The organism is Capnocytophaga periodontitidis, assembly GCF_016126015.1.
Classification (GTDB): Bacteria; Bacteroidota; Bacteroidia; order Flavobacteriales; family Flavobacteriaceae; genus Capnocytophaga; species Capnocytophaga periodontitidis.
Genome location: NZ_JAEFDB010000005.1, coordinates 138765 through 163636 on the forward strand (window position 1 = coordinate 138765; position 24872 = coordinate 163636).

24 protein-coding genes are annotated in these 24872 nt (G+C 40.0%); 14 read left to right on the forward strand and 10 right to left on the reverse strand.

Going from position 1 to position 24872, the window contains the following annotated elements; translation table 11 throughout:
- Window positions 1–17: 17 nt before the first annotated feature.
- The 10 genes from I7X29_RS09265 to I7X29_RS09310 all read right to left on the reverse strand — a co-directional run bounded on the left by I7X29_RS09265 (window position 18) and on the right by I7X29_RS09310 (window position 13127).
- Complete coding sequence (locus tag I7X29_RS09265; RefSeq protein ID WP_225883712.1) at window positions 18–1001, reverse strand: DUF5017 domain-containing protein; 984 nt, start codon at window positions 999–1001, stop codon at window positions 18–20.
- A gap of 1 nt (window position 1002) precedes the next feature.
- Complete coding sequence (locus I7X29_RS09270; protein WP_198474212.1) at window positions 1003–2808, reverse strand: RagB/SusD family nutrient uptake outer membrane protein; 1806 nt, start codon at window positions 2806–2808, stop codon at window positions 1003–1005.
- A 12-nt stretch (window positions 2809–2820) separates the two neighbouring features.
- Window positions 2821–5886, reverse strand: coding sequence for a SusC/RagA family TonB-linked outer membrane protein (locus I7X29_RS09275; protein WP_198474214.1), 3066 nt, complete (start codon window positions 5884–5886; stop codon window positions 2821–2823).
- Between the two features lie 220 nt (window positions 5887–6106).
- Window positions 6107–6871 carry a tryptophan synthase subunit alpha gene (gene trpA / locus I7X29_RS09280; RefSeq protein ID WP_198474216.1) on the reverse strand — a complete coding sequence of 255 codons (765 nt, stop codon included), beginning with the start codon at window positions 6869–6871 and terminating at the stop codon, window positions 6107–6109.
- Window positions 6861–8045, reverse strand: coding sequence for a tryptophan synthase subunit beta (gene trpB, locus I7X29_RS09285; protein ID WP_198474218.1), 1185 nt, complete (start codon window positions 8043–8045; stop codon window positions 6861–6863). The genes trpA and trpB overlap by 11 nt, the downstream gene beginning before the upstream one ends.
- 11 nt (window positions 8046–8056) lie before the next feature.
- Window positions 8057–8668, reverse strand: coding sequence for a phosphoribosylanthranilate isomerase (locus I7X29_RS09290; protein WP_198474220.1), 612 nt, complete (start codon window positions 8666–8668; stop codon window positions 8057–8059).
- A 3-nt stretch (window positions 8669–8671) separates the two neighbouring features.
- A complete protein-coding gene (locus tag I7X29_RS09295) occupies window positions 8672–9304 on the reverse strand; it encodes a hypothetical protein (protein WP_198474222.1) in 633 nt (210 codons plus the stop codon).
- A gap of 68 nt (window positions 9305–9372) precedes the next feature.
- Window positions 9373–10101 carry an indole-3-glycerol phosphate synthase TrpC gene (locus tag I7X29_RS09300; RefSeq protein WP_198474224.1) on the reverse strand — a complete coding sequence of 243 codons (729 nt, stop codon included), beginning with the start codon at window positions 10099–10101 and terminating at the stop codon, window positions 9373–9375.
- Window positions 10102–10127: 26 nt separating this feature from the next.
- Window positions 10128–11759, reverse strand: coding sequence for an anthranilate phosphoribosyltransferase (gene trpD, locus I7X29_RS09305; RefSeq protein WP_198474226.1), 1632 nt, complete (start codon window positions 11757–11759; stop codon window positions 10128–10130).
- A 27-nt stretch (window positions 11760–11786) separates the two neighbouring features.
- Window positions 11787–13127, reverse strand: a complete 1341-nt coding sequence (locus tag I7X29_RS09310) for an anthranilate synthase component I family protein (protein WP_198474228.1) — start codon at window positions 13125–13127, stop codon at window positions 11787–11789.
- Window positions 13128–13254: 127 nt separating this feature from the next.
- On the opposite strand from I7X29_RS09310, the gene I7X29_RS09315 reads away from it, so the two are divergent.
- From I7X29_RS09315 to I7X29_RS09380, 14 genes are all read left to right on the forward strand, one after another.
- Complete coding sequence (locus tag I7X29_RS09315; protein ID WP_198474231.1) at window positions 13255–14043, forward strand: tetratricopeptide repeat protein; 789 nt, start codon at window positions 13255–13257, stop codon at window positions 14041–14043.
- Between the two features lie 69 nt (window positions 14044–14112).
- The gene (gene ribH / locus I7X29_RS09320; RefSeq protein WP_198474233.1) at window positions 14113–14598 is read left to right on the forward strand and encodes a 6,7-dimethyl-8-ribityllumazine synthase; all 486 of its coding nucleotides are present in this window, start codon (window positions 14113–14115) and stop codon (window positions 14596–14598) included.
- Window positions 14599–14688: 90 nt separating this feature from the next.
- Window positions 14689–15348 carry a DUF4294 domain-containing protein gene (locus tag I7X29_RS09325; RefSeq protein WP_198474234.1) on the forward strand — a complete coding sequence of 220 codons (660 nt, stop codon included), beginning with the start codon at window positions 14689–14691 and terminating at the stop codon, window positions 15346–15348.
- A 31-nt stretch (window positions 15349–15379) separates the two neighbouring features.
- A complete protein-coding gene (locus I7X29_RS09330) occupies window positions 15380–15949 on the forward strand; it encodes a hypothetical protein (protein ID WP_198474236.1) in 570 nt (189 codons plus the stop codon).
- Between the two features lie 189 nt (window positions 15950–16138).
- Window positions 16139–17443: a cation:proton antiporter gene (locus I7X29_RS09335; RefSeq protein WP_198474238.1), complete on the forward strand. Its 1305-nt coding sequence runs from the start codon at window positions 16139–16141 to the stop codon at window positions 17441–17443.
- A gap of 14 nt (window positions 17444–17457) precedes the next feature.
- The gene (locus I7X29_RS09340) at window positions 17458–19290 is read left to right on the forward strand and encodes a GNAT family N-acyltransferase (RefSeq protein WP_198474240.1); all 1833 of its coding nucleotides are present in this window, start codon (window positions 17458–17460) and stop codon (window positions 19288–19290) included.
- 36 nt (window positions 19291–19326) lie between these two features.
- Window positions 19327–20064 (forward strand): hypothetical protein, encoded by a 738-nt coding sequence (locus I7X29_RS09345; protein WP_198474242.1) that lies wholly within the window; start codon window positions 19327–19329, stop codon window positions 20062–20064.
- A gap of 50 nt (window positions 20065–20114) precedes the next feature.
- A complete protein-coding gene (locus I7X29_RS09350; RefSeq protein ID WP_198474244.1) occupies window positions 20115–20549 on the forward strand; it encodes a DUF4268 domain-containing protein in 435 nt (144 codons plus the stop codon).
- Between the two features lie 10 nt (window positions 20550–20559).
- Window positions 20560–21111: a TlpA family protein disulfide reductase gene (locus tag I7X29_RS09355; RefSeq protein WP_198466676.1), complete on the forward strand. Its 552-nt coding sequence runs from the start codon at window positions 20560–20562 to the stop codon at window positions 21109–21111.
- 164 nt (window positions 21112–21275) lie between these two features.
- Window positions 21276–22745 (forward strand): Fe-S cluster assembly protein SufB, encoded by a 1470-nt coding sequence (gene sufB / locus I7X29_RS09360; RefSeq protein WP_009412509.1) that lies wholly within the window; start codon window positions 21276–21278, stop codon window positions 22743–22745.
- A 35-nt stretch (window positions 22746–22780) separates the two neighbouring features.
- Window positions 22781–23425, forward strand: coding sequence for a ribulose-phosphate 3-epimerase (gene rpe / locus I7X29_RS09365; RefSeq protein WP_198474277.1), 645 nt, complete (start codon window positions 22781–22783; stop codon window positions 23423–23425).
- An 11-nt stretch (window positions 23426–23436) separates the two neighbouring features.
- On the forward strand, window positions 23437–24228 hold the full coding sequence (locus I7X29_RS09370; RefSeq protein WP_198466678.1) for a DUF2797 domain-containing protein: 792 nt from the start codon (window positions 23437–23439) through the stop codon (window positions 24226–24228).
- Between the two features lie 41 nt (window positions 24229–24269).
- The gene (locus I7X29_RS09375; RefSeq protein ID WP_198466679.1) at window positions 24270–24497 is read left to right on the forward strand and encodes a hypothetical protein; all 228 of its coding nucleotides are present in this window, start codon (window positions 24270–24272) and stop codon (window positions 24495–24497) included.
- Window positions 24487–24813: a hypothetical protein gene (locus I7X29_RS09380; protein ID WP_009421892.1), complete on the forward strand. Its 327-nt coding sequence runs from the start codon at window positions 24487–24489 to the stop codon at window positions 24811–24813. Before I7X29_RS09375 ends, I7X29_RS09380 begins: the two co-directional genes overlap by 11 nt.
- Window positions 24814–24872: the final 59 nt, after the last annotated feature.

The window sequence follows — 24872 nt, forward strand, 5'->3', positions numbered from 1 at the left end:
AGCTTTTAAAACCACTGCTACTGCCCCACTACCACTACCTCATAAGTTCCTGCTTTGTCATACGTATGAGTGTATTTAGTCACACCAGAATCATCGGTAATGGTAATACCTTTTCCTGTATCGAAAGCCTTATAGTCAATAGCTCCAAAGTTAGCCGATTCAACAAAGTAATCGCCTATATAACCAATGCCAGCACCCACGGTAGTAAACAGAATCTGAATATAAGAAAGCGTTGCCATTTTTTTGTTTACAGCACTTTCCCACGCTGAAATGGTACGACCAATATCAAAAGTGTAATCGGTATACTCAGTTTTGGGTTCTACAAATAAATCCCAAACGGTTTCTTTTTTGAAAGTGACTGCTGTTTCTCCTTCAGCAATTCCTCCTAAGAATATCACGATAGGGAACTTTGTTTCTTCGGGGTGTTCGCTTTGGTCGTTAGTACTTTTCAAAGTAGTTGTCGCAAACTTCATTCGTAAAGTCATCTTCTTGTTACTTCCTACTTTGGTGTTTACATTAAGGCGCAAAGCTTCATACCACCAGTTAGGGTGTTTGGCATTCACTTTTACTACATTTTTACCTATGGTAGCATCGGTTACTACTTCGGCTTGTTTGCCCACTAAGTTATCACCGCTATTGGCGTTGCGCACTTCAAAAGCGCCATTAGCTAAAGTAGTGCTCCCTACTTGTGTAGAAGTAAAGTCTACTTTGTAAGGTTTCACATCAGGGTCGGTAGGGCGATAGTTTTTACCTTGTAATTCCTCTGAAGTCTTCCCTTTGAGTACATTGTCTATACTCTTTTGGTAATCGTGCCCTTCATCACCGGTGTAAATAGCCAAAGCATTTACATTATGATGAATAGTAAAAGTTACGGGGTCGCCTACCTTCACTTGGGTTTTATCAGCTGTTACTGATAGGTCTACGTCTTCAGGTTTATCCTTAGTACAAGCACCCAAAGCCGTGAGTAGCAAACTGCTAATGAGTAATATATATGTTTTCATTTTAATATCCAGGATTTTGAGTTAAATTCTTATTTGCGTCCAATTCGCTAAGCGGAATAGGTAATAGCTGGTGATAAGGGCGAACATTCTCAGGCGCAGCAGGTGCTGGAATACGGCGTTCCTCCCCACTGATAAACGGATTGTTGATACGCCAGTTTTGGAAAGCTTGTACCAAAATGCCACGGCGTACGAGGTCACACCAGCGGTCGGTGGTTTCTCCTACAAGCTCGCGTGCACGTTCATTTAAGATTTCAGTACGGAAAGCGGTATAATCATCGCTGTAATGTTTAGCTGTCCACATAGCAGTACCTGCATAGTCATAGCCATAAGAGGAGGTTTTCCAATCGGGTACTACGGTGTTTACATCGTTGATATGAGTTTTATCCAAATCACGAGGCAATACATCGCGGTGTACGATGCGTCCGCCTGCTTTGTTAGAGATACGAGCGCGTTTGCGCACTAAATTCACCGCATCGTAAGCGCTTTGCACGTTGGTGCCATTCATTGTTAAAGAAGATGAGGGTGTGTAAGCCCCAGGTGAATGGTTTACCTCGTTATAAGCTTCGGCATAGATGAGGAGTACATCGGCAAAGCGAAGTAACGGTTCATCCATACCAAAGTTCTTGTAGTTATAGGAAGAGGTATCAGCTAATGGGAAACGGCGGAACTTACCGATGCTCCACATCACCCAGTTATTGTTTTCGGTAGCCTTACTAAGAGGTTGGTCTACACGGGTATCTTTGTAAATATTGTAGTCCCAACCCCATAACTTACCATTGTCGAGCACTTGCACACGTGGGCAGTTCCACAACCGGCGAATAGAGTCGGAGGGTTCATAAATCATACGATGGTAATCAGAGCTGGAGATATTATCCCACGAACCTCCTAAGTTTTCATTCCCTCTCATTCCGTAAAGCATTCCTGTGAGGGTACCGGTATCGTCGCCTGTAAGACCTTGTACGCACCAAATAACTTCTTTTGGAGCTTCGCTTATTTTGGTTTTAGCGTTGAATACATCAGGATAGTATTCTACTAATTGGTAGCGACCGCCTTGTATGACCTCTTTGGCATAGTTCATTGCTTTGGTGTAGTTTTCAGTAGCCGAACCAAGCACTTCACGTCCGTCGCGTTGCGCTACTGAAGCGAGCCACAAGTGTACTTTAGCCAAGAAACCGCGGCAAGCATCTTTGGTAATACGTCCGTATTGGTAACCATTGCTTCTATCGTCTTTTTCGGCTACGTGAGCCATCGAGTAAGTAAAATCGGCAATAATTTGCTCAAACACCTGCTTTTGAGGGGTGCGAGGCACTTTGAGGTCGTCGAGCGATTCGGTTTCTTTTAATACCAAAGGCACATCGCCAAACCAACGCACCAAATCGAAGTACAAGTAAGCGCGCACACCACGAGCTTCGGCTACATAGCGTTCCCAGTTATTGATACGATCTTGGTGTTCGGTTACATTATCGATTACCGAGTTGCAGTTCTTAATGGCAGCATAGTGTTGTTGCCACATTTGGGTGATATAATCGTTGTCAGGCCCAAACTTATAGTTACGCAAGCCTTGCCCCTCGTCCCAATCAGCGCGTTTGGCAAGGTCGGTACTAATTTGTTTGGTGCCGTGTCCTGTGATGTACACATCGGTGAGGTAACGGTAAGTACCGTTCATCGCTTGGCGAGCATCCAATTCATTTTGATAGAAAAATTGAGACGTAAGGGTGCTCTTGGGGTCTTCTTCTAAGAACTTAGCACAACTGCTCAATCCGAGGCTTGCCCCTATTGCTATAATGGTGATAATATGTAATTTCATAATCTATATCTTTTAAAAACCAACTTCTACTGAGAATAAAACCGATGTAGGTCGTGGGTAAGGACTCATATCGAGACCTGGGGCTAAGCGAGCAATAGTTCCATAGCCCGTATTAGCTTCGGGGTCAAACCCTGAATAACGTGTCCAAAGAGCGAGGTTAGTACCTGTTACCCCTATGCGCAATTTGTTAAGTTTATAAGGCTCTAATACCTCCTTAGGCAAATTGTAGCTGAGACTCACGGTTTGCAAACGCAAGAATGAACCATCTTCTACCAAGTCGCTACGGAAAGCGTTTTCAGCCCAAAAACCACCTCCAAAGAGCGGAAAGTTACGGTCAGGGTGTGCTTCCGACCACACGTTGTTATAAACGCTTTGTGTGATATTGTCGATATTCTTAGTGCCTGTGAGGTAGTAAGCATTACCGTTTACTACATCATTGCCATACGACCAACGCAAGAAAGCGTACAATTCCCAACCTTTATAGGAGAAAGTGTTGCCTATACCACCAGTGTGTAATGGGTTTACATCGGCTACGGGCACACGGTCGTTAGTATCGATTACACCATCGTGGTTGATGTCTTTCACACGTAAACCGCCTAAAGCTACGTTAGGCCCTGGCTGAGCGTTATCCACTTCGTTTTGGTTGTGGAATACCCCATCGGCTACATAACCATAATAGATACCTACCGGCATACCTACGCGCAAGAGCACATCACTTTTGATTTTGGAGTTGATGCCTCGGTCGTAGAATTGTTGATACTGACCTTCGTCTAATGAAAGGATTTTGTTTCGGTAGAAAGAAATATTGAAATCGGTTGTCCATTTGAAATCGCCTTCACGCAACCATTGTGCATTGAAGCTTACTTCGAGACCTTTGTTTTCCATTGAACCTGCATTCTTCCACGCTTTTTGGAATCCCGAAGTAGAAGGGATATTCACTTCCAAAAGCATATCGTCTATGCGTTTGTAATACAATTCAGTAGAAAGGGTGTAACGGTTTTTGAGGAAGGACAAATCTAAACCGATATTGTATTGCTTTTGGCTTTCCCATTTGAGGTTGTCGTTAGCAATATTGCTGGTATAACGACCGATTTCTACTTTGTTACCGTCTAATACTACTTTGTTTTTAGCGAGTTGCGCTAAAGATTGATAAGATGGGATTTGGTTGTTACCTGTCATACCAAAACTACCGCGTAAACGCAAATTGGAAATAGCTTCTATTTTCTTGATAAAGTCTTCTTCGTGAGCATTCCAAGCCAAAGAAATAGCTGGGAAGTAACCGTATTTGTTATTCTTACCAAATTTAGAAGAACCATCGGCACGCAAAGAAGCGTTGAGTACATACTTGTTGTTATAACTATAAGTAGCCCTACTGATGTACGATACCAATTGGTTACCATCATAAGTGTACAAAGGCGCATAGGTTACTAACCCTTGGTTGATACCCCAAATGCCTTGTTTGGTATCCTCGAAGTTGGTAGACTTATTGTAAGTATAATCTGTCCAATACTTATTAGCTTCAAAAGCGCCCATTATAGAAAAATAGTGTTTATTGACGCTTTTAGAGTATTGCAAACGGGCTTCATATACCCAGCTGTTCTCATTGCGATGAGAGAGTTCCATACGTCCGCGTTCTGACTGTCCGAACCAAGTGTCAGGTCCCCAAAAACGGTCTTGACCAATAGTGTGCAAACGGTAAGAAGCACTGGTGTTAAAAGTCAAATCTTTAAGCAGTTGATAGCTGAGGTATACATTGGCGTTGAGCTCGTTGTATTTGGTATTGATATCCACTTGGTCTACCGCTACCTTAGGGCTCATTGTGCGAATGTTAGGATAGCTCATCAGGGTACCAAAACCAGGGTAGTCTAAGAAAGGAGAAGTTTGCAAAGCTTTGAGTACCACTCCATTTTGAGACCAATCGCTTACGGGGTTTTTATCCTTAGAAACGGCGTATGAGAGGTTGATACCTGCATTCATCTTATCGTTAATCTTCTGAGAGAGGTTGAGGCGTGAAGTAAAGCGGTTGAAAGCAGAACGCTTGATAAGTCCTTCTTGGTTCAGATAGCCCACTGAAAGCATATAGCGGGTTTGGTCGGTACCACCCGTGATACTACCGTTAGCTTCGTTTTTAGTACCTGTTTGGGTAACTTCTTTCAGCCAATCTTTTACGGCAGGGTGATTCCAGCCTTTTTCGGCAATCATTCGTTGCCAAAAGTCTATTTGAGGTTGATTGCCCCAAGTGCCATAATCAAGCATTTTGTGAGCGTAATCTTCAGCGCTGAGCACCTTCAAAGGGATATTAGGCATCATATCAATAGAACTTGCATAACTGAAATTGAATTTTGGTTTGGCGAGCTCTTTTCCTTTTTTGGTGGTGATAAGTACTACCCCATTAGAACCGTTAGACCCGTAGATAGCTGCTGCTGCGGCATCTTTGAGGATTTCCATTGACTCGATATCGTTAGGGTTTAAGCTGAGTAGCGGATTGCTAGCCACATCTTCATTGGTATTGGTTACCCTTTGGGTAGGCATAGGCACCCCATCAATAACAAAGAGCGGTTGCGTACCTCCTGTGATGGAGTTCACTCCGCGAATTCTAAATGTGAGTCCGCTGGAAGCAGAACCATCGGAAGAGATGATTTGCACCCCGCTCACTTTACCTTGCAACGCTTGCAATACCTGCGACGGACTGCTTTGGGCGATATCTGCCATCTTCACCGAAGCTACTGCTGTAGAGATATCACTTTTGCGCTGTGTACCGTACCCCACAATTACCACCTCATCCATTTGAGTTACTTCAGGAGAGAGAGTTACTTTAAAGGTACGCATTTTGCCTACGACTATAGTTTTTGGCTGATACCCTATATAGCTCACTACGAGTTTATCAGTAGGGAGCACACTCAAGGAAAAACGCCCATCCAAATCAGTAGCCGCACCTGTATGCGCTGGCTCTACTACTACCGTCGCACCAGGAAGGGGTTGTTGGTTTTCATCGGTAACGACCCCCGTAATGGTTACTTTTTGCGCCAACATCGGGATGCTGAACAACAAAATACAAATGCTAATGATGTTTTTCATTATACAAAAATTTAAAGTTTTTTCTTTGCGACAAAATTAAGAATTGATTAACAAAGTACTCTTTACCTATTGTACGTTTTTCTTTACTAAAGTTTGTTTTTCTTACGAAAACGTAAGTAATCAGTAAGTTAGGAAAGCAGTCGTTAATGATTAATCATAAAAAAACTTTGTTAAAGTCGATAGACTCTAACAAAGTTACTTGTTATTTGTTACCCCAATGTTACTTAAATAGTTCTTCAATTTCTTTCATAGTTTTTACCACATCATTGTTTTGGGTGAGAATGACGATACTTGTGCCTACAATTACTCCATCGGCATAATGGCGCATCGTTTGTACATCGTTATTCGTTTTGATGCCAAATCCTAACGCTACAGGTAGGGTGGTATGTTGCTTGATGTCGGTAATGAACTGTTCCAATCTACCTAAATCAACCTGCTTGCTACCCGTTACTCCCAAAGAGCCCACAGCATATACAAAACCACCTTTAGCCAAAGAAGCGATTTTAGCAATGCGGTCGCCAGAAGTTACACTCACCAAAGGAATAAAAGCAATGTTATGAGCGTTTAGCAGTTGTGCTACTTCAGTGGCTTCTTCATAAGGCAAATCGGGGATAATCATACCTTTGATACCTACTTCAGCACTTCGCTTTACAAAGGCTTCTACTCCATAAGCAAAAACGAGATTGTAATACACTAAAAACACTAAAGGTTTATGTATTTTTTCTTTTACTGAATTAAGAAGATCAAACACTACATCGGTAGTAACCCCTGCTTGCGAGGCAGCAAATGAAGCTTCAGCAATGTGTTTACCATCGGCTAACGGGTCGGAATAGGGAATGCCTATTTCCAAAATATCAATAGCAGATTCGTCTAACTTCGTGAAAAATTCTTTTGTAAATTGAGTAGAGGGGTAGCCTGCTACTATATAGCCGATATTAACGTTTTTCTTTTCGGCAAAAATATCTGTTATAGTTTTATATTTCATCTTTTTCTCCTTTTAATACTGAAAAAACAGTGTGCATATCTTTATCACCTCTACCCGATACATTTACTACTATAGTTTGATTAGCAGGCAAGGAGGGGCATAATTTTTCTAAATACGCCAAAGCGTGAGCACTTTCAATGGCAGGGATAATTCCTTCAGAACGAGTGGTGCGCACAAGAGCCTCCATAGCCTCCGCATCGGTGATAGGTATATATGTAGCTTTACCACTTTCAAAGAGATGGGCGTGCTGAGGTCCTACCCCAGGGTAATCAAGTCCAGCCGAAATAGAATGCACCGGACTTATTTGTCCGTACTTATCCTGTAAAACATAAGTTTTCATTCCGTGAATAATACCCTCTTTGCCTAAAGTGAGGGTAGCAGCGTGCATATCGGTATCAATACCGTAACCACCTGCTTCCACTCCGTAGAGGTGTGTAGTATCATCATCTAAAAATCCTGAAAAGATACCAATGGCGTTGCTACCACCACCTACACAAGCAATTACGTGATCGGCGTGCAAGCCTAAAGCACTGAGTTGCTCACGGCATTCTCTCCCTATAATCGATTGAAAATCTTTTACCATTGAAGGGTAGGGGTGAGGACCTACTGCCGAGCCTATCACGTAGAACACCGTTTCAATCTCAGCTACCCACGATTGGATAGCAGCGGTGGTTGCTTCTTTAAGCGTTTTAAGTCCGTCGTGAATGGCTACTACGTGTGCGCCCAAGAGTTCCATACGGAAAACATTTAGCTTTTGGCGCTCCATATCTACTGCACCCATATACACATCGCATTCCAATCCTAAGAGAGCCGCCGCAGTAGCGGTTGCCACCCCGTGTTGTCCTGCACCAGTTTCGGCAATCACTTTTTTCTTGCCCATACGTTTGGCAAGCAATACTTGCCCCAGAGCATTGTTAATCTTATGAGCTCCAGTATGGTTGAGGTCTTCGCGTTTCAGGTAAATCTGCTGACCGTAGTGCGCACTTAAGTTTTTGGCGTGATAAAGGGGGGTAGGACGACCTACATAGTTTTTGAGTAGCTCGTTTAGTTCTTCCTGAAAGGTAGGGTCGGCTTTGGCTTTAAGGTATTCGGATTCTAATTCGTTTAAAGCGAACATAGCGGTTTCAGGCACGTATTGTCCTCCAAATTTACCAAAATAAGATTTTGTATTCATTTGTTAATTTTCTAATCTGCTAATTTACTAATTATTTTTTCCACAAGTGAGCGATTTTTGCGGTGGTTGCACTCTACTTTGCTATTCACATCTAATATTGCAGGGCGATAACACAAGGCTTCTTGTACATTATTTACCTCAAGACCTCCTGCTAAAATATAAGAATAAGGCGATAGGTTTTTAAGTATTTCCCAATTAAATCGAGTGCCGTTACCACCTTCGGCAATGCCTTTGGTATCGAATAAAGGATATTGAATATAAGGCTGATAGGGAGTAATATCAGGTAAAGTATCGTATACTGAAAAGGCTTTCCAAAGAGTGTAGCCTGCGCTGTGTAAGGTGCTGCAATCTTCAACGCTTTCATTGCCGTGTAGTTGCAGTATATCAATGTTTGTTTGTTGCTGAATTTGTTGTAGTTCGTGTATAGGTGTATTCACAAACACCCCTACTGCCAGTTTGCCAACTGAGTGTATTTCAGTAACTATATCTTTTGCTAAATCCACGCTCACATAACGCGGACTTTTAGGCGCAAAGATACAGCCGAAGTAATCAATAGGCAAATCTTTCAGTTCTTGGATTTCACTAAGAGAGCGAATTCCACATATTTTTAGTTGAGTGGTCATTGGTTATTCTGCTATTATAGTAAGCCATTCATCTAAATCATTCACTAAATCATTAGCTACTCTTTCGAGTTGCCCGTCGTAATAATCATTTTTTTGTATTTTTTCTAAAATACTCACATACTGCACTACATCGTCAGAAGCTAAAGTATAAGTTAAAAAATATAACTCTCTCACTTCTTTTTCTTTTAGGTAGAGAGGAGCGCTATAATAAGGCATCCCAGCAAAAGGTATACTTGATACATCAGTTACTACAATGTATTGCAAAATCTTTTCTTCGTTGAGAATGAAATAAAGATTTTTAGTAATTTTTAGGGTTACCAAGTCTAATATTTTATTGCAATTGGTGTAGCTAAATACAAGATTATTATCACATAAGTACGCACGGGTATGGGTGTAGTCATCTACTTCAAAGCTGAAATCCTCACGCGAAAGAGTGGTGAGCGTAGTAGGTTTTTCTTCTAACAGAAAGGAAGGTAAAACAGGTAGTATAACACTCCCTACATTGTGTTGCAAAAGGAGGTTTATGCCGCGCAAATTTCCGTCAGTATCAAAGAAAAACACATCACCAGATACTTCTAAACAAGTAGAACTCTCACCCCATCTAAAAAATAAGGTTCTATCAATAATTTTATTCATAAGTTCAGTGATTTATTTACTTTTCATTTGTCCCTCGTCATTCGTAACTCGTCATTCGTAACTCGTCATTAAAAAATCTCTCCTTTCATCAGTGCTTCTCCTATTAAAAGGGCATCTATGCCTAAGTTTTCGGCATATACAATATCTTCTTTACTGTGATAGCCACTTTCGCTTACTATCAATAGTTCTTCTCGTTGGCTTTTGGGAATTGCTTTGAGTAGTTGCTCTGTTGTTTTCAGCGATACCTCAAAAGTATTGAGGTTGCGATTATTGATACCTAAGAGTTCTAAATCAGGCACTTGTAAAGCGCGTTGTAGTTCTTTTTCATTGTGAACTTCTACTAATACTTCTAAATCTAAAGAATGAGCTAACAGATGCAAGAACATCAGCTCATCATCAGTAAGCATACGTACAATCAGCAAAATTGCCGAAGCTCCTAAACTCTTGGCGTGGAATACCTGAAAAGGAGTATAGATAAAATCCTTGCGGAGGATAGGCATTGTAGGGAAAGCTTTGGCTACAGTGGGAATAAAAGCGTTATCTCCCTTAAAGTAAGCTTCTTCGGTAAGGATAGAAAAGGCAGCTACGCGGTTATTTGCGTAGTGTTGGGCTTGCTTTAGAAGATCAAAATCTTCTGTCGCTATTTGTCCTTTAGAGGGAGAAGCACGTTTGATTTCACCAATAATGCTAATGCCAGGTTGTTGTATAGCCTGCGTTAAATAAGGGCGCGCCCATTCTTCTATTTCACGATGTAATTGTATTTCGCGTTGTTCTTTGATTTTTGAAAGAATATCCATAAATGAAACTTGCTAATTATTAATTGTTATTTGTTCATTGTTAATTGATAATAGTTCCATACTTTTCCACTCCTTAACGCTTCTTCAATAAGAGGTTTGGCTTCAGCGGGGTGTTTTACTACATTGGCGGTATAGAGGGCAAACATTGCGTTGAGTATCACGATATCGGCTTTAGCGCCGCGCTCTTCACCTTTGAGAGTGCGACGTAGTATCTCAGCGTTTTCAGTAGGCGTACCACCTTGTATATCAGCGTGAAAAGCACGCTTAAAGCCAAACATTTCAGGCGCTATGGTATACTCTAATATTTGCTTACCCTTTACTTCTACAATCTTCGTCTCATCACAAATACTTATTTCATCTAAACCATCATTACCACGCACTACTAAAGCGTGTTCGCGTCCTAAAAGCTGTAGTGTTTCAGCATAGAGGCGCATCACGGGCTCGTGATATAAACCTACTAATTGGTATTTTAGTTTTGTATTGGGGTGTAACAGAGGACCTAATACATTGAACACCGTGCGGATGCCCAAACGTTGTCGCACTTCACGTACTTCGCCTACTAAGTTATGGAAGAAAGGCGCGTGGAAGAATGCTAATCCGTTTTTCTCCAAGCTATCTAATTGCTTCATCAAGTTGCTTTCCATCGCAATACCGAGCTCTCCTAACACATCAGTACTGCCACTCTGGCTTGTAACCGACCTGTTGCCGTGTTTGGCTACTTTCACCCCTAAGGCAGCTACTATAAAGGCTACCGTGGTAGAAATGTTAATAGTTTTGAGTCCATCGCCTCCTGTACCACAGAGGTCTATCATAGGTCTTGAGTCCGCAAAGGTGGTGCTATACGCCAAGATGTTACGCACAAAAGCAGTAAGTGATTCTGGATATAAACTCTTTTCGCTGATAAGCACCAAGAGCGCGCCTAATTGTACGATGTCGTACTGCTTGCTGTGCAATACCGCACATATCTGTTTGAAATCGCTATCGCCTAACGGCTGATTTTCTTGCAGTTTCTTCAAAGCTCCTTTGAACACTTCATTGGCGTAGGCTTTAGCTTTTTCCTCAGTATTTTGAACGCTTTGAGCAGTTTGTGTCCCTACCAAAAAGTTCTTAAGGATATTTTTGCCGTATTCAGTAAAAAACGATTCAGGGTGAAATTGGATACTGTGAATAGGTTTTGTTTTGTGTTGTAATGCCATAATCACCCCATCGTCCGAGAGGGCAGTTATGATGAGTTCTTGTGGCAAGGTGTCTTTATCTACATATAGCGAGTGGTAGCGCATCACGTTAAACTGCTGTGGCAAGCCTTTAAACAATACCGATTGTGGTTCGGTAACGGTAAGCACAGAAGTCTTGCCGTGCAAAGGTTTTTCTAATCGTTTTACAGTGGCACCGTGCACCAATCCAAACGCCTGATGCCCTAAACAGATACCTAAAATAGGAATATCGGTAATTTCTTTTAGTATTTCCAAACAAATCCCACTGTCCTTAGGGTGTTTGGGTCCTGGTGAAAGCACTATACGTGAGGGGTTTAGAGTGCGTATCTCGGCAAGAGTGAGTTGGTCATTGCGCACAGTATGCACTTCTTCATCAGTGAGTTCACCGAGGTATTGTGCTACATTAAAAACAAATGAATCGTAATTATCTATTAGTAAAATCATTTTTAGTTGTTAGGTTTTAGTCATTAGTTATAGTCCTTTTTGCGGATTGCCCTCCTCTCCTTGGGAAAGGGGTTGGGGGTGAGGATTGCAATTCTTCTCAAATACTTTCACTACCGAAGCTCTTTTGTGTTGTATTTCAGCATATTCTTTTTCAGGGATAGAATCGTAAACAACTCCTGCTCCAGCTTGTATAAATACACGGGTGCGCTCAAAATCCTGAAAAGCAGGTTTTTCAAAAAAAGCACTGCGTATCACAATAGCGAGCTGTACGTTGCCGTTGAAATGCAAAAAGCCAATACCTCCTCCATACACATTGCGGCGGTATTGTTCCAGCTCAGCAATAATTTCCATAGCGCGTATTTTAGGCGCTCCACTCAGCGTACCTGCAGGGAATACTGCTCCAATCACCTCAAAAAGCGACACCTCTTTGCGCTTGCGACCATACACATCGGTTACTATGTGCATCACGTGCTCTAACTGCTTAATGTGCATCATATTCTTCACCTGTACAGTACCTTTCTCGGCAAAACGCCCTATATCGTTGCGTGCTAAATCAACCAGCATTCGGTGCTCAGAACACTCTTTAGGATCGGCGAGAAGTTCTTGTGCCAAACGAGCATCATCGTTAGCATCTTTACCACGCGGGCGTGTACCAGCGATAGGTGCTATATACATAGTTTCGGAGTTGATTTCTACTAATATTTCAGGACTTGACCCTACCACCTCTCCATAAGGAGTAGGGAAGAAAAACATATAAGGAGAGGGATTGGCTGTACTGAGTAGTTTATAAAATTCTAAAGAGTTGAGGTTGCTTTCCAAACAGAGTTGTTCGCTCAATACCACTTGAAAAATATCGCCAGCACGTAGGTATTCCTTAGCTTTTTCAACAATCTTGTAGAAGTGTATTTGCTCCTCATTCAGGTCGGTATTGATGTGATAAAAAGGTTTTTCAGCTGAAATTGATTTTATAAAAGTAGAAGTTTCTTCATTTGCTGCTTCCAAAAAATTGAAGTATAATACTTCATCGCCGTAAAAAGAGTACACTTTATTCACTTTGGAATAATGCAAATAGGCTTTTGCATTCGCAAATACAAAAGCGGGAAACTCGTATTGAGCTTGCTCTTGTGTGGGAATATTTTCAAAAAAATGGATTGATTCATAACCTAATACCCCAAAAAGTCCCGCAAAGGGTGCGATGGGTGTTTGTTGCTGGTAATAAGCTTGCAAAGAGGCGTAATTATGACTGTAGGCATCAAAGTAATCGCAATCTATCCCAATGATAATCTGATGAATGTCTTCAGCTAAGTAAGAGTTTCTGAAATGTTTGCGTATAGTAGAAAAATAATGTAATGGTTCTTTAGTAAGCATATAAAATTACTTTGGAGTGGCAAAGGTATAAAATAATTAGCAGATTCACAAATAAGTAAATTAGAAAAAAAATTTGTCAATTCAAATAATTGTCGTACTTTTGCCGAACTTTAATTGAAAATTATATATGGCAACTTACAAAAAGAACAACAACCGACCTAATAGACATAGAGATAACGAGCAACTCAACGACGCTCAAGAAACTCGATTGCACCAAGAAAGTACTACTGCCGAGGTATTCGATGCCCTTGATGCAGGCGCTACTCGTACCGAAGATTGGGTGAAACGCAATCAGAAAATTATTATCGGAGCCCTCATAGCTGTAGCCGTACTGGGCTTAGGTTATTTGTTATACCAACAATTTGTGAAAGCTCCTAACGAAAAGAAAGCTGCTAACGAATTCTTCTTCGCTCAACAATTCTTTGATGAAGCTATGCAAGCTACCGATGCTAAAGCCAAAGATTCTCTCTTCAAAGTTTCTATCGAAGGCGGTAAAGGTAAATATGGCTTCCAGCAAATCGCTCAAAACTATAGCGGTACCAAAGCTGCTAACTTAGCTGAGTACGGTATGGGTATGGCTTATATGCGTTTACGTGACTACAACAACGCTATCAACCACCTCAAAAAATTCAATTCTGATGATGATATTTTCGGCGCTTTGGCTTATGGAAACATAGGTGATGCTTACCTCCAACAAAAAAATAATGCCGAGGCTCTCAAATACTACATCAAAGCCTTTGAACATAGCAACAACGATTTTGTAACTCCTATATACCTCAAAAAAGCAGGTATCGTAGCTTCTCTACAAGGTAAAAAAGACGATGCTCTCAAATACTACGAGCGCATCAAAGATGAATTCCCTACTTCAGAAGAAGCTCGCACTATCGATATCCTTATCGGAAAAATCAGTCAATAAAACAAGATAAGAATAAAAGGTAGAAGATGAACATTCTTACCTCTTATCCCTTATCTCTTATCTGAAAAAATGGCAACAGAAAACAAGAATTTATCTCAATATGATAAAAGTACAATCCCAAATGCGAAAGCTCTTCGCTTTGGGATTATTACTTCTCAGTGGAATGAGCAAGTAACTTACGGAATGCGCAATGGGGCTATCGCTACCCTTAAAGATTGCGGGGTTGTAGATAGCAATATCTTCCTTTGGGAAGTCCCTGGTAGTTTTGAATTGGTGCACGCTGCCAAGCGAATGCTCGACACTCAACAGTTAGATGCTATCATCGTAATAGGCTGTGTAATACAAGGCGAAACCAAGCATTTTGATTTTGTTTGTCAAGGAGTTACACAAGGTATTGCTCAGCTCAATGCAATGCAAAGTGAGGTGCCCGTAATCTTCTGTGTCCTCACCGATAACAATCTTCAGCAATCACTCGACCGAAGTGGAGGAAAACTAGGCAACAAAGGTGTAGAAGCCGCTATCACTGCTATCAAAATGGCTGTTTTAGGGAAATAGTGAAGCTAATAGGGAATAGGTAACTTGGAATAATTTTTGCAGTATGTTATGCAGGGGCGTATGCCATACGCCCTTAATAAAAAAATCACTATGAAAAACATCATCACATATATAAAACGTTATCTCCTACCATTTATAGCTTACCTCTTACCCCTTACCTCTTACCTCTTGTTCGCTCAAGATTTTCACGAAGGCGATACCATCTACCTTCCTGAGGTAAACCTTTTTGGCAAAGAGCGTTCCTTTGGTGATGCCGATACTCAAAAAAGATATCTACTGCTCAAAAGTCGTGTAAAACGCGTATATCCTTATGCTAAAATGGCTGCCGATCGCCTCTATACTATGGAGCGCACTATGGATACTATGCAAAACAAACAACAGCGAAAAGTCTATGTAAAGCGCACCCAACGCTATATAGAAGACCACTTTACCGACGAACTCAAAAAACTCTCCCGCTCTCAAGGGCGCATCCTCATCAAGCTCATCCACCGCCAAACAGGGCGTACTGCCTACGATTTGGTAAAAGAACTCCGCAATGGGTGGAATGCCTATTGGTATAATAAAACCGCTTGGCTCTATGATCTTTCCCTAAAAAAAGGCTATGATCCTATGAATATCGAAGAAGACTATTGGATAGAGGAAATAGTCCTCCGTGCCATTAGCAATGGTGAATTGGAAGATCAAACTCCTGCTCTCCAATACAATTTCTCTGAACTTACTGAACACCGGCGAAAGCGATTAGCTAATTAATTCAGCTAAAAAGTTAAATAAAATAATTACTATGAAGAGATTTTTTACTTTATTATGCTTATTCTTTATACCATTATGCTATAGTCAGAAAGAAGTTGTAGCAACACGTTGTGATATTTTTTGCTTTCAGTTTTTAGACGAAGGAGTAGCTCTCAAAAATGAAATATACAACAACAAGGCGATTGTAGCACTATACCCCTGGGCTTTCGAAGATATGGGAGTAGGTTATTTTGAAAAACGATATGAATTTAAATATCATAATAAAATAATGTATTTGAAAACTAAAAGAAAATTACAATACTATAATTTTTATTTTAAAAATATACCTTTTAAAAAAGGATACTATTTAGTTAAAATTTCTGAACTTAAATGGAAAGAAACGATAAAAGGAAGTGAAATCAGTGTGCCAGAGGAGCTTCAAAATATACTTTTCTTAGATGCAGATGCTGCTAGAACAACTACTGCTCAAAATATCTACTTCAAGGATTTAGAGTTTATAGTAATAGATTTAAAAGATACAAAAAATGTTAAGATTGAACCTATATCTAAAAAGAAATACTTGGAGGATAATGTAGGAACTGGTTTAAAAAAAGATTTCTAATAATACTCAATTGAAGTTGGTGGTAGTTAATTAGCAGATTTATATATTGAAGCTGATTAAATACATTTATCGCTAAAGGTTATAGAATTAAACTATTGCCTTTAGTAAAGTTTTTTTCTTACAAAAGACTATATAGCATTTGTCATTTATTATTATTTTTGTACCTTTGCCCACAAATAAAATAGTAATATGGAGTTATACTACGCTTTTTCAGTGATTATCGTCTTAGCCGCCTTGTTTTCGTACGTGAATGTGCGCTACGTAAAACTACCTATGACTATAGGTATTATGGTGATTGCTATGATGGTATCAGTAGGCGTACGTCTTTTCGGTGGTGAAATATTCTCAGGTTTAGCACATCGTTTGGAATCCTTATTACAAGGATTTGATTTTACCGAAATCTTAATGGGGGCAATGCTTAACTTCCTCCTCTTTGCAGGAGCGCTCCATATCAATATCAACGACCTTAAAAGCCACCGTCTCCCTATTTTCACTTATGCAACAGTGAGTGTAGTGCTCTCAGCTTTCTTCATATCAGCACTGCTGTACTATATAGCACCTCTGATAGGTATTAAAATTCCTTATCTCTATTGTTTGCTCTTTGGCACACTCATTTCCCCTACCGACCCTATTGTAGTGTTGGGAGTGCTCAAGCAAGCTAATGTACCTAAACGTATCGAAAATAAAATTACAGGTGAATCTCTTTTCAACGATGGGGTAGCTGTCGTAATGTTCGCTGTAGTACTCAAATTAGCTACCGATCATACTTTTGAACCTTCCTTCAATGCCATTACAAAACTTTTCCTTTTAGAAGCTGGAGGAGGAATTTTCTTAGGGGTGCTCTTAGGATGGATAGCCTCCGAAATGATGAAAAAAGCCGACGACTATCACGTGAGTGTCTTACTCACTTTAGCCGTAGTAATGGGAGGCTTCCTTATTGCCAAAACCTCTCACGTATCCTCGCCTTTGGCAATGGTAATCGCAGGACTTTTTGTGGGTAATGTAGGTAAAAAAGCAAATAGTGCTGAAAATAAGGACTATTTAGAGAAGTTTTGGGCGATTGTCGATGAGATAATGAACGCTATCTTGTTCCTATTCATAGGTTTTGAGATGCTACTGATAGATAACTTAAATGAACAGTTCCTCTTAGGAGGTGTTGCTATTCTCGTGTGCCTCTTAGGGCGTGCTTTAGCAATTTATATTCCCGCCCAAACTATATTACGCAAAGCTACTACCTATTCTTCAGGATCACTCATTACTATGGTGTGGGGAGGCGTGCGCGGCGGTGTATCTATTGCCTTAGTACTCTCTATCCCAGCCGATAAGGGCGGTCTTAAAGAAACATTGTTGCAAATTACTTATATAGTAGTATTGTTTTCTATTTTGGTACAAGGGCTCACTATAGGCAAGGTAGCTTCTAAATCCCTCCACCGTGATGAAGTGATGGCACGACTCAAGAGAATAAAACAACTGCAAAAAGGAAAACAATCATAAAACTTTAATAACGAATGAGAATGCAAAAAGATAAAGGATTGGTAAGTGCCAAAGAAGTAGCCAAAGCAATTAATATTGATAAACTTGGTTTCTTGGGTACCTTTGGAGGATGGGCGCTGATGAAGCTACTCCGTCTCTCCAAACTCAATGCTATTTACAACCGAACCAAAAAATTTGAAGGCTTAGACTTTCTCAACAAACTGTTAGACGAGTTTGAAATAAAGTTCGAAATACCTGAAGAAGATTTTAAAAATATCCCCAAAGAAGGAGCTTTTATTACGATTTCTAACCACCCACTGGGGGGTGTTGATGGCATTTTGCTCCTCAAATTGCTCTTAGAAAAACGCCCTGATTTCAAAATTATGGCAAATTTCCTCCTCCAACGCATTGAGCCTTTAGCTCCTTATGTGTTGCCTGTCAATCCGTTTGAAGACCGCAAGGATGCAAAATCCAGTATTGTTGGCTTCAAACACACCATAGTACATCTCAAAGAAGGAAAACCCTTGGGGCTTTTCCCTGCTGGCGAAGTCTCTGTAACCAAAGAAGGACAACTAATGGTTGATAAACCTTGGGAAGAAGCTGCAATGAAACTCGCTAAAAAAGCTAAAGTGCCTATCGTCCCTATCTATTTCCACGCTAAAAATAGCAAATTGTTCTACTTTTTGGCAAGCCTGAGTGATACCTTACGCACTGCCAAATTACCTTCAGAACTCCTCACTCAAAAACAACGTACTATCTACATACGCATAGGAAAACCCATCTCGGTAACTATGCAAGATGAACATACCGATTTAGCCGATTTTACCGAGTTCCTCCGCAAGAAAACCTATATCTTAGCCAATGCTTTTGAACAAGATAAAAAATTCTTGCCTTTGCCTAATGTACTGAAATCAAACAAAGGTACTCCTAATCCACAACAAATTGAAGCTCCTATACAGCAAGATCTTATAGAAAAAGAAGTAGAAAATGTAACTAAAAAGGATTACCGACTGCTGAAAAACAATAATTACGAGGTCTTTTTAGCTCCTTATCAGGAAATCCCTAATATAATGAAGGAAATAGGTCGCTTGCGTGAAATTACCTTCCGCGAAGTAGGGGAGGGGACAAACGCTTCCTCCGATGTCGATAAATTCGACCTCTATTACCACCATCTTTTCCTTTGGGATAACGAAGCTAAAAAAATAGCAGGAGCTTATCGTATGGGATTAGGCGCTGAGATATTCCCTAAATATGGTATTGAAGGTTTCTATACGCACGATTTATTCCGTTTTGAGCCCGAACTCTACGATATGATGAGTAAAACCATCGAAATGGGGCGTGCTTTTATAATTTCGGAATACCAACAGAAACCAATGCCCCTGTTTTTGCTTTGGAAAGGAATTGCCCACACTACTTTGCGCTATCCCGAACACTCTTATCTGTTGGGTAGCGTGAGCATTAGCAACCAATTTTCCAACTTTTCTAAATCGCTGATGATAGAGTTTATGAAGTCAAACTTCTACGACCCTTACATCGCACAATATGTACGCCCAAAAAAAGAATTCAAAGTAAAACTCAAAGACGAAGATAAAGACTTTATTTTCGACGAAAGTAAGGCTGATTTAAACAAATTCGATAAGCTAATCGATGAACTCGAACCTGGGAATTTGCGTTTGCCAGTGCTCATCAAGAAGTATATCAAGCAAAACGCCAAAGTTATCGCTTTCAATGTCGACCCGCTGTTCAACAATTCTGTCGACGGATTAATGTATATCCGTATCTCCGACCTCCCCGAAAGCACTATGAAACCCGTTATTGAGGAGTTCCAGGCCGAACTCGAAGCTCGTATGAAGAACAACGAAGAATGACATCCTTTTTTATTTGACCATAAATAAATAAACCCAATGAAAAAAATATTATTTTTAGTAGCATTACTACCACTAACTCTTGTAGCACAAACCGTGATTGTTCCTAATCGTTATGCTTTCCAAAAAGAAGACAATCAATATCAACTCAATATGCTCACAAAATTCTTGCTCGAAAAACAAGGATTTAAAGTCTATATGGAAAGTGAAGCTCCTGCCGATCTACTCCAAAACCCTTGCGCTACCCTAAAAGCTGATGTGAAGAACCAATCGAATATGATGACCTCTAAAGTACAATTCCTTCTCACCGATTGTACTAATAAAGCGGTCTTTACTTCTCAGATAGGTAAAAGCCGTGAAAAGGAGTTTAAAAAATCCTACCAAGAAGCCTTGCGTAATGCCCTTTCTGGTGCAGAATTAGCTACTTTTAAGGCAGATTATCAAGCTCCTTCAGTAGCCTCAAAACCCTCTATTCCCTCAGCAACAACAGCAGTACCCGAACTTACAGCTACTGCTGCGCCTATAAGCGAACCTCTTATTCTATTTCTGTATGCTAAACCAACTAATTGGGGATATGAGTTGTTTGATAAAAAAACAAATGAATTGCAATTCAAACTTAGAAAACTCAATACTCCTGATGTATTTCTGGCTTTTGATGTAGAAGAACAAAAATATGGTGTTTTAGAAAAAGACGGTTCCACTTTCTATAAATTTACTTTTTACAAGCAAATAGATGGATCACCTCTTACTTTCTCCGCCCAAATAAAATTCAATTAATTTATTATCACATATCAACTTGTTACCTATTACCTGTTACCTAATTAAAAGTGTATAGCAAAGCTGAAGCAAAAAAACTACGCGAAGACTTCTGGATATCTTTTGGTAAATCGTTCCCTCGCAAATGGACGTTGTATGACACTAAAATAAAGGATTTCAGTTTTAAGTTTTCATTCGACACTCGTAAAGCGCGGGTGCTACTCGCTGTAGAAGACCCTCACGAGGAGATACGTAGTTTGTATTATAACAAATTGCTGTCGCTCAAAACTATACTCCAAGAAGAATACCTCCCTAACACTGTTTTCGAAGAGCATTTCTTCTTGGACAATGGTAAAGAAATTAGTTGTGTATATGTAGAACTGCAACGGGTAACCATTCACAACAAAGACACTTGGCAACAAACAATGGAGTTTCTATACCAATCAATGTCGCAGTTCGAAGCCTTTTGGGAAGAATATAAAGATATCATTCAAGAAGAAAAATAATTTAGTTTATATGAAAAAACGTACCATACTTAATCTACTCCTTATCCTTTTCATACTTTCTTTCTTCGTAACCCCCTTAGGTTATGAAAGTAAGATTTTACTACAACGAATTTTCGCTAGTTCGGTAGACATCATTCCCGCCGATAAAGCTCAAAAAATTGATTTCAGTTGGCAACTCAAAGATCGCAAAGATGTGCAGTTCAACTACTCGCAAACTCAAGGAAAGAAACCCTCATTCGTGTATTTCTTCTCCTCTTGGCGAGGTATTAGTATTGCCGACCTCTATGCAGTAGAAAAACTATATGATGCCTATAAGGATAAAGTAGATTTCTATATCATCACTAACGAGCGCCCTGAACCAGTGGAAGAAATGATGCAAAAACGCAATTTCCATTTCAAAGTAACCTACCTCATCATCGGTGAGAAAATGCCTTTCGACCCCGAAAAAATCCCGTCAGGTTATATCGTAGATAAAAACGGACTCGTACGCGCTCAAAAAGAAGGAATTGCCCGTTGGAATAGCGATGCCGTCCACGAACTCTTAGACGCCTTGGTTAAGTGATAATTCCTTACCTCTTATCTCTTATCTTTATCCGAGATAGAAAATAATTATAAAGATAGTATTTTAGATTCAATTTAAAGTACTATCTTTGCGCTTTGTAAAATCACATCTCGGTATAAATAAGAGGAGTTTTTTTATCTCTTATCTCTTATCTAAAAGAAATTATGGCTAAATATACAGAAGAAGAACTTAAAGAAGAATTAGAAAACAACGAATATAAATACGGCTTTTATACTGATATAGAATCCGAAACTTTCCCTAAAGGACTCAATGAAGAGGTGGTAATTGCCCTCTCTAAAAAGAAAAACGAACCTCAATGGATGACCGATTGGCGCTTAGAAGCTTTCCGCGCGTGGCAAGCGATGGAAGAGCCTCCTCATTGGGCAAACCTTAAATTTGAAACTCCCGATTTTCAAGATATTGCCTACTACTCTGCTCCTAAACAAAAACCTAAACTCAATAGTTTAGACGAGGTTGATCCTCAACTCTTGGAAACTTTCCAAAAACTCGGCATCTCTCTTGAAGAACAAAAACGCCTCACAGGGGTAGAAGATAAACCTGCTGTCGCAATGGACGTAGTAATGGACTCCGTTTCAGTAGCAACTACTTTTCAAAAAACATTGGCTGAACGCGGCATTATCTTCTGCTCTATTTCCGAAGCTATTCAAAAATATCCCGATCTCGTACGCAAATATCTCGGTACGGTTGTCCCTAAAACCGATAATTTCTATGCTGCGCTCAACTCTGCTGTCTTCTCCGATGGCTCTTTCTGCTATGTGCCTAAGGGAGTGCGTTGCCCTATGGAACTCTCTACCTATTTCCGTATCAATCAAGCTGGTACAGGTCAGTTTGAACGTACTCTCCTCATTGTTGATGAAGGGGCTTACGTCTCTTACCTCGAAGGTTGTACAGCACCCAAACGCGATGAAAACCAATTACACGCTGCTGTGGTAGAACTTATAGCTATGGATAATGGCGAAATTAAATATTCTACAGTACAAAACTGGTTCCCTGGTGATAAAGACGGTAAAGGTGGGGTTTATAATTTTGTAACCAAACGCGCTTTGGCCGAAAAAAATGCAAAAATATCGTGGACACAAGTAGAAACAGGCTCAGCAATTACTTGGAAATATCCTTCTGTAGTGCTCAAAGGCGATAATTCTATAGGTGAATTCTATTCTATTGCCGTTACCAATCACTTTCAACAAGCCGATACAGGTACTAAGATGATACATTTGGGTAATAATACCAAATCTACAATTATTTCTAAAGGTATTTCGGCAGGCAAATCACAAAATAGTTACCGCGGATTGGTAAAAGTAGTGCCTAATGCTAAAAATGCGCGCAATTTCTCTCAATGTGACTCTCTCTTAATGGGAAATGATTGTGGAGCACACACTTTTCCTTATATAGAAGCTAAAAATCCTACCGCCCAAATAGAACACGAAGCTACTACTTCTAAAATTGGTGAAGACCAAATTTTCTATTGTAACCAGCGTGGTATTGATACCGAAAAAGCAATTTCACTCATCGTAAATGGTTTTGGTAAAGAAGTACTCAACAAACTGCCTATGGAGTTCGCCGTCGAAGCTCAAAAACTCTTAGAAATCTCCTTAGAAGGCAGTGTAGGATAATTGTTAATTGAAATTTGTTAATATTAATTGAAAATATGATTCTTGCGCCTTCTCTCCTTGCTGCCGATTTCGGCAACCTACAACAAGCTATTGAAATGGTAAACGCCAGCGAAGCCGATTGGTTTCATATTGATATTATGGACGGTGTGTTCGTGCCTAATATCTCTTATGGTATGCCCGTGCTATCGGTAATCCAAAAACACGCTACCAAGCCCCTTGATGTTCACTTGATGATCGTAGACCCTAGTCGTTACATCAGTACTTTTGCAAAGCTCGGCAGCGATATTCTCACCGTACATTACGAGGCGTGTATACACCTGCACCGCACTTTGCAAGCCATTAAGGCAGAAGGAATGAAAGCAGGAGTAGCACTCAATCCACATACTCCTGTGGCATTTTTAGAAGATATCATTCAAGAGGTAGATGTACTCTTGTTGATGAGTGTAAACCCAGGATTTGGAGGTCAGTCATTCATAGAAAATACTTATAAAAAAGTGCGACAAGCCAAAATGCTGATTGAGCAAGCAGGAGCCTCAACCCTTATTGAAATAGATGGAGGAGTGAGTCTAAAGAATGCCAAAGCATTAGTAGAGGCAGGTGTCGATGCTTTAGTGGCTGGTAGTTTTGTGTTCAATGCTGCCAATCCTACTCAAACTATTGCAGATTTAAAACACATATAGTCAATAAAACAATGTTTCAAGGAGTACTTCAAAAAATGCTTACCGAATGGGCTGACCCTATAAGGTATTATTTGCCAATGGAAGGTGATTTTGTGCTGATGAACCAACTTATCGGCAAGGATATAACACTCCAATTTGTGCGTTTTCAGTGTATGAATTGTGGTGAAAACAAACCAATCTTCCGTCAGGGCTATTGCAAAGAGTGTTTTTTTGAAGTCCCTCAAACCGCCGATTGGGTGATGCACCCCGAACTCAGCAAAGCACACCTCAATATTGAAGAACGCGATTTAGGCTATGAACAGCAAGTGCAGTTGCAACCGCATTATGTATATCTCGCCAATTCTAGCGATGTAAAAGTAGGAGTAACCCGTAAATCACAAGCCCCAACACGCTGGATCGACCAAGGGGCGCACGAAGCCCTCATCCTTGCCGAAGTGCCAAATCGCTATTTAGCAGGCATCGCCGAGGTCGCTCTCAAAGAGCATTTAGCCGATAAAACCAATTGGCGCAAAATGCTCACTAATCAAATCACCCCCGTAGATTTATTACGAGTAAAATTAGAAGTGCGCGACTTTGTACCCAATGAAGTACAGCCCTACATCACCGAAGATATCACTCCCCTACGCATTCATTTCCCCGTAGAAAAATACCCTACCCAAGTACGCTCACTGCAATTGTCGCAAACCCCTACTTATAGTGGTAAACTAATGGGTATCAAAGGGCAATACCTCATTTTCAACGACAATACCGTTTTCAATGTACGAGGCAACGAAGGACTTGTAATTAATTTACAAATTAGCTGATTTTCCAATTATTTTTTATACCTTTGCCAAAAAGAATAATTATGTGTGTATTAGTATATCCAAAAGATGAAACTCAAAAAGCACTGCTAACTTCTTTTTTAAAAGAAAAAAATATGGATTTTGACTATAATATTTCGGATAGTGAGACTTCTAATGAGTATTTGCAAGTGCTTTTGAAACGAGCTGATGAAATTACAGAAAATCCTGAACAAGCAGGAAGAGCTTTTGATGAATTTGATAAAAAAATGAGAGCAAGATATGGACTTTGAGCTAATGATTCATCGTCAAGCCGAAATAGACTTGGAAGAAATTGTAGTTTACTACAATAAAATAAGAGAAAATTTAGGATTTGAAGTATATGAGGAGATTTATAGCTATATACAAGAAATAAAAAGTCGCCCCTTTTCTTTTAGAAAAGAAATAGAACAAGTGCGTGTTTGCTTTACTAAAAGATTTCACTTTGGTATTTATTTTCTTATTGTAGAAGAATTGTCAAAAATTTGGATTATAGGAGCTATAAATGCTAAAGAAGACCCTAATAAATTATTGAGAAGACTTACTATTATCAATATTCCTCAAAAATGATTGATATCATACACTTTGCCAAAGGTGCGAGCCGCACAGGCAGTTGTAGCACGACGTGC

What these genes read in the sequence shown, in the direction of transcription:
- I7X29_RS09265 (WP_225883712.1), bottom strand. Translation starts at nt 1,001, where the DNA reads ATGAAAACATATATATTACTCATTAGCAGTTTGCTACTCACGGCTTTG.
- I7X29_RS09270 (WP_198474212.1), bottom strand. Translation starts at nt 2,808, where the DNA reads ATGAAATTACATATTATCACCATTATAGCAATAGGGGCAAGCCTCGGA.
- I7X29_RS09275 (WP_198474214.1), bottom strand. Translation starts at nt 5,886, where the DNA reads ATGAAAAACATCATTAGCATTTGTATTTTGTTGTTCAGCATCCCGATG.
- trpA (WP_198474216.1), bottom strand. Translation starts at nt 6,871, where the DNA reads ATGAAATATAAAACTATAACAGATATTTTTGCCGAAAAGAAAAACGTT.
- trpB (WP_198474218.1), bottom strand. Translation starts at nt 8,045, where the DNA reads ATGAATACAAAATCTTATTTTGGTAAATTTGGAGGACAATACGTGCCT.
- I7X29_RS09290 (WP_198474220.1), bottom strand. Translation starts at nt 8,668, where the DNA reads ATGACCACTCAACTAAAAATATGTGGAATTCGCTCTCTTAGTGAAATC.
- I7X29_RS09295 (WP_198474222.1), bottom strand. Translation starts at nt 9,304, where the DNA reads ATGAATAAAATTATTGATAGAACCTTATTTTTTAGATGGGGTGAGAGT.
- I7X29_RS09300 (WP_198474224.1), bottom strand. Translation starts at nt 10,101, where the DNA reads ATGGATATTCTTTCAAAAATCAAAGAACAACGCGAAATACAATTACAT.
- trpD (WP_198474226.1), bottom strand. Translation starts at nt 11,759, where the DNA reads ATGATTTTACTAATAGATAATTACGATTCATTTGTTTTTAATGTAGCA.
- I7X29_RS09310 (WP_198474228.1), bottom strand. Translation starts at nt 13,127, where the DNA reads ATGCTTACTAAAGAACCATTACATTATTTTTCTACTATACGCAAACAT.
- I7X29_RS09315 (WP_198474231.1), top strand. Translation starts at nt 13,255, where the DNA reads ATGGCAACTTACAAAAAGAACAACAACCGACCTAATAGACATAGAGAT.
- ribH (WP_198474233.1), top strand. Translation starts at nt 14,113, where the DNA reads ATGGCAACAGAAAACAAGAATTTATCTCAATATGATAAAAGTACAATC.
- I7X29_RS09325 (WP_198474234.1), top strand. Translation starts at nt 14,689, where the DNA reads ATGAAAAACATCATCACATATATAAAACGTTATCTCCTACCATTTATA.
- I7X29_RS09330 (WP_198474236.1), top strand. Translation starts at nt 15,380, where the DNA reads ATGAAGAGATTTTTTACTTTATTATGCTTATTCTTTATACCATTATGC.
- I7X29_RS09335 (WP_198474238.1), top strand. Translation starts at nt 16,139, where the DNA reads ATGGAGTTATACTACGCTTTTTCAGTGATTATCGTCTTAGCCGCCTTG.
- I7X29_RS09340 (WP_198474240.1), top strand. Translation starts at nt 17,458, where the DNA reads ATGAGAATGCAAAAAGATAAAGGATTGGTAAGTGCCAAAGAAGTAGCC.
- I7X29_RS09345 (WP_198474242.1), top strand. Translation starts at nt 19,327, where the DNA reads ATGAAAAAAATATTATTTTTAGTAGCATTACTACCACTAACTCTTGTA.
- I7X29_RS09355 (WP_198466676.1), top strand. Translation starts at nt 20,560, where the DNA reads ATGAAAAAACGTACCATACTTAATCTACTCCTTATCCTTTTCATACTT.
- sufB (WP_009412509.1), top strand. Translation starts at nt 21,276, where the DNA reads ATGGCTAAATATACAGAAGAAGAACTTAAAGAAGAATTAGAAAACAAC.
- rpe (WP_198474277.1), top strand. Translation starts at nt 22,781, where the DNA reads ATGATTCTTGCGCCTTCTCTCCTTGCTGCCGATTTCGGCAACCTACAA.
- I7X29_RS09370 (WP_198466678.1), top strand. Translation starts at nt 23,437, where the DNA reads ATGTTTCAAGGAGTACTTCAAAAAATGCTTACCGAATGGGCTGACCCT.
- I7X29_RS09375 (WP_198466679.1), top strand. Translation starts at nt 24,270, where the DNA reads ATGTGTGTATTAGTATATCCAAAAGATGAAACTCAAAAAGCACTGCTA.
- I7X29_RS09380 (WP_009421892.1), top strand. Translation starts at nt 24,487, where the DNA reads ATGGACTTTGAGCTAATGATTCATCGTCAAGCCGAAATAGACTTGGAA.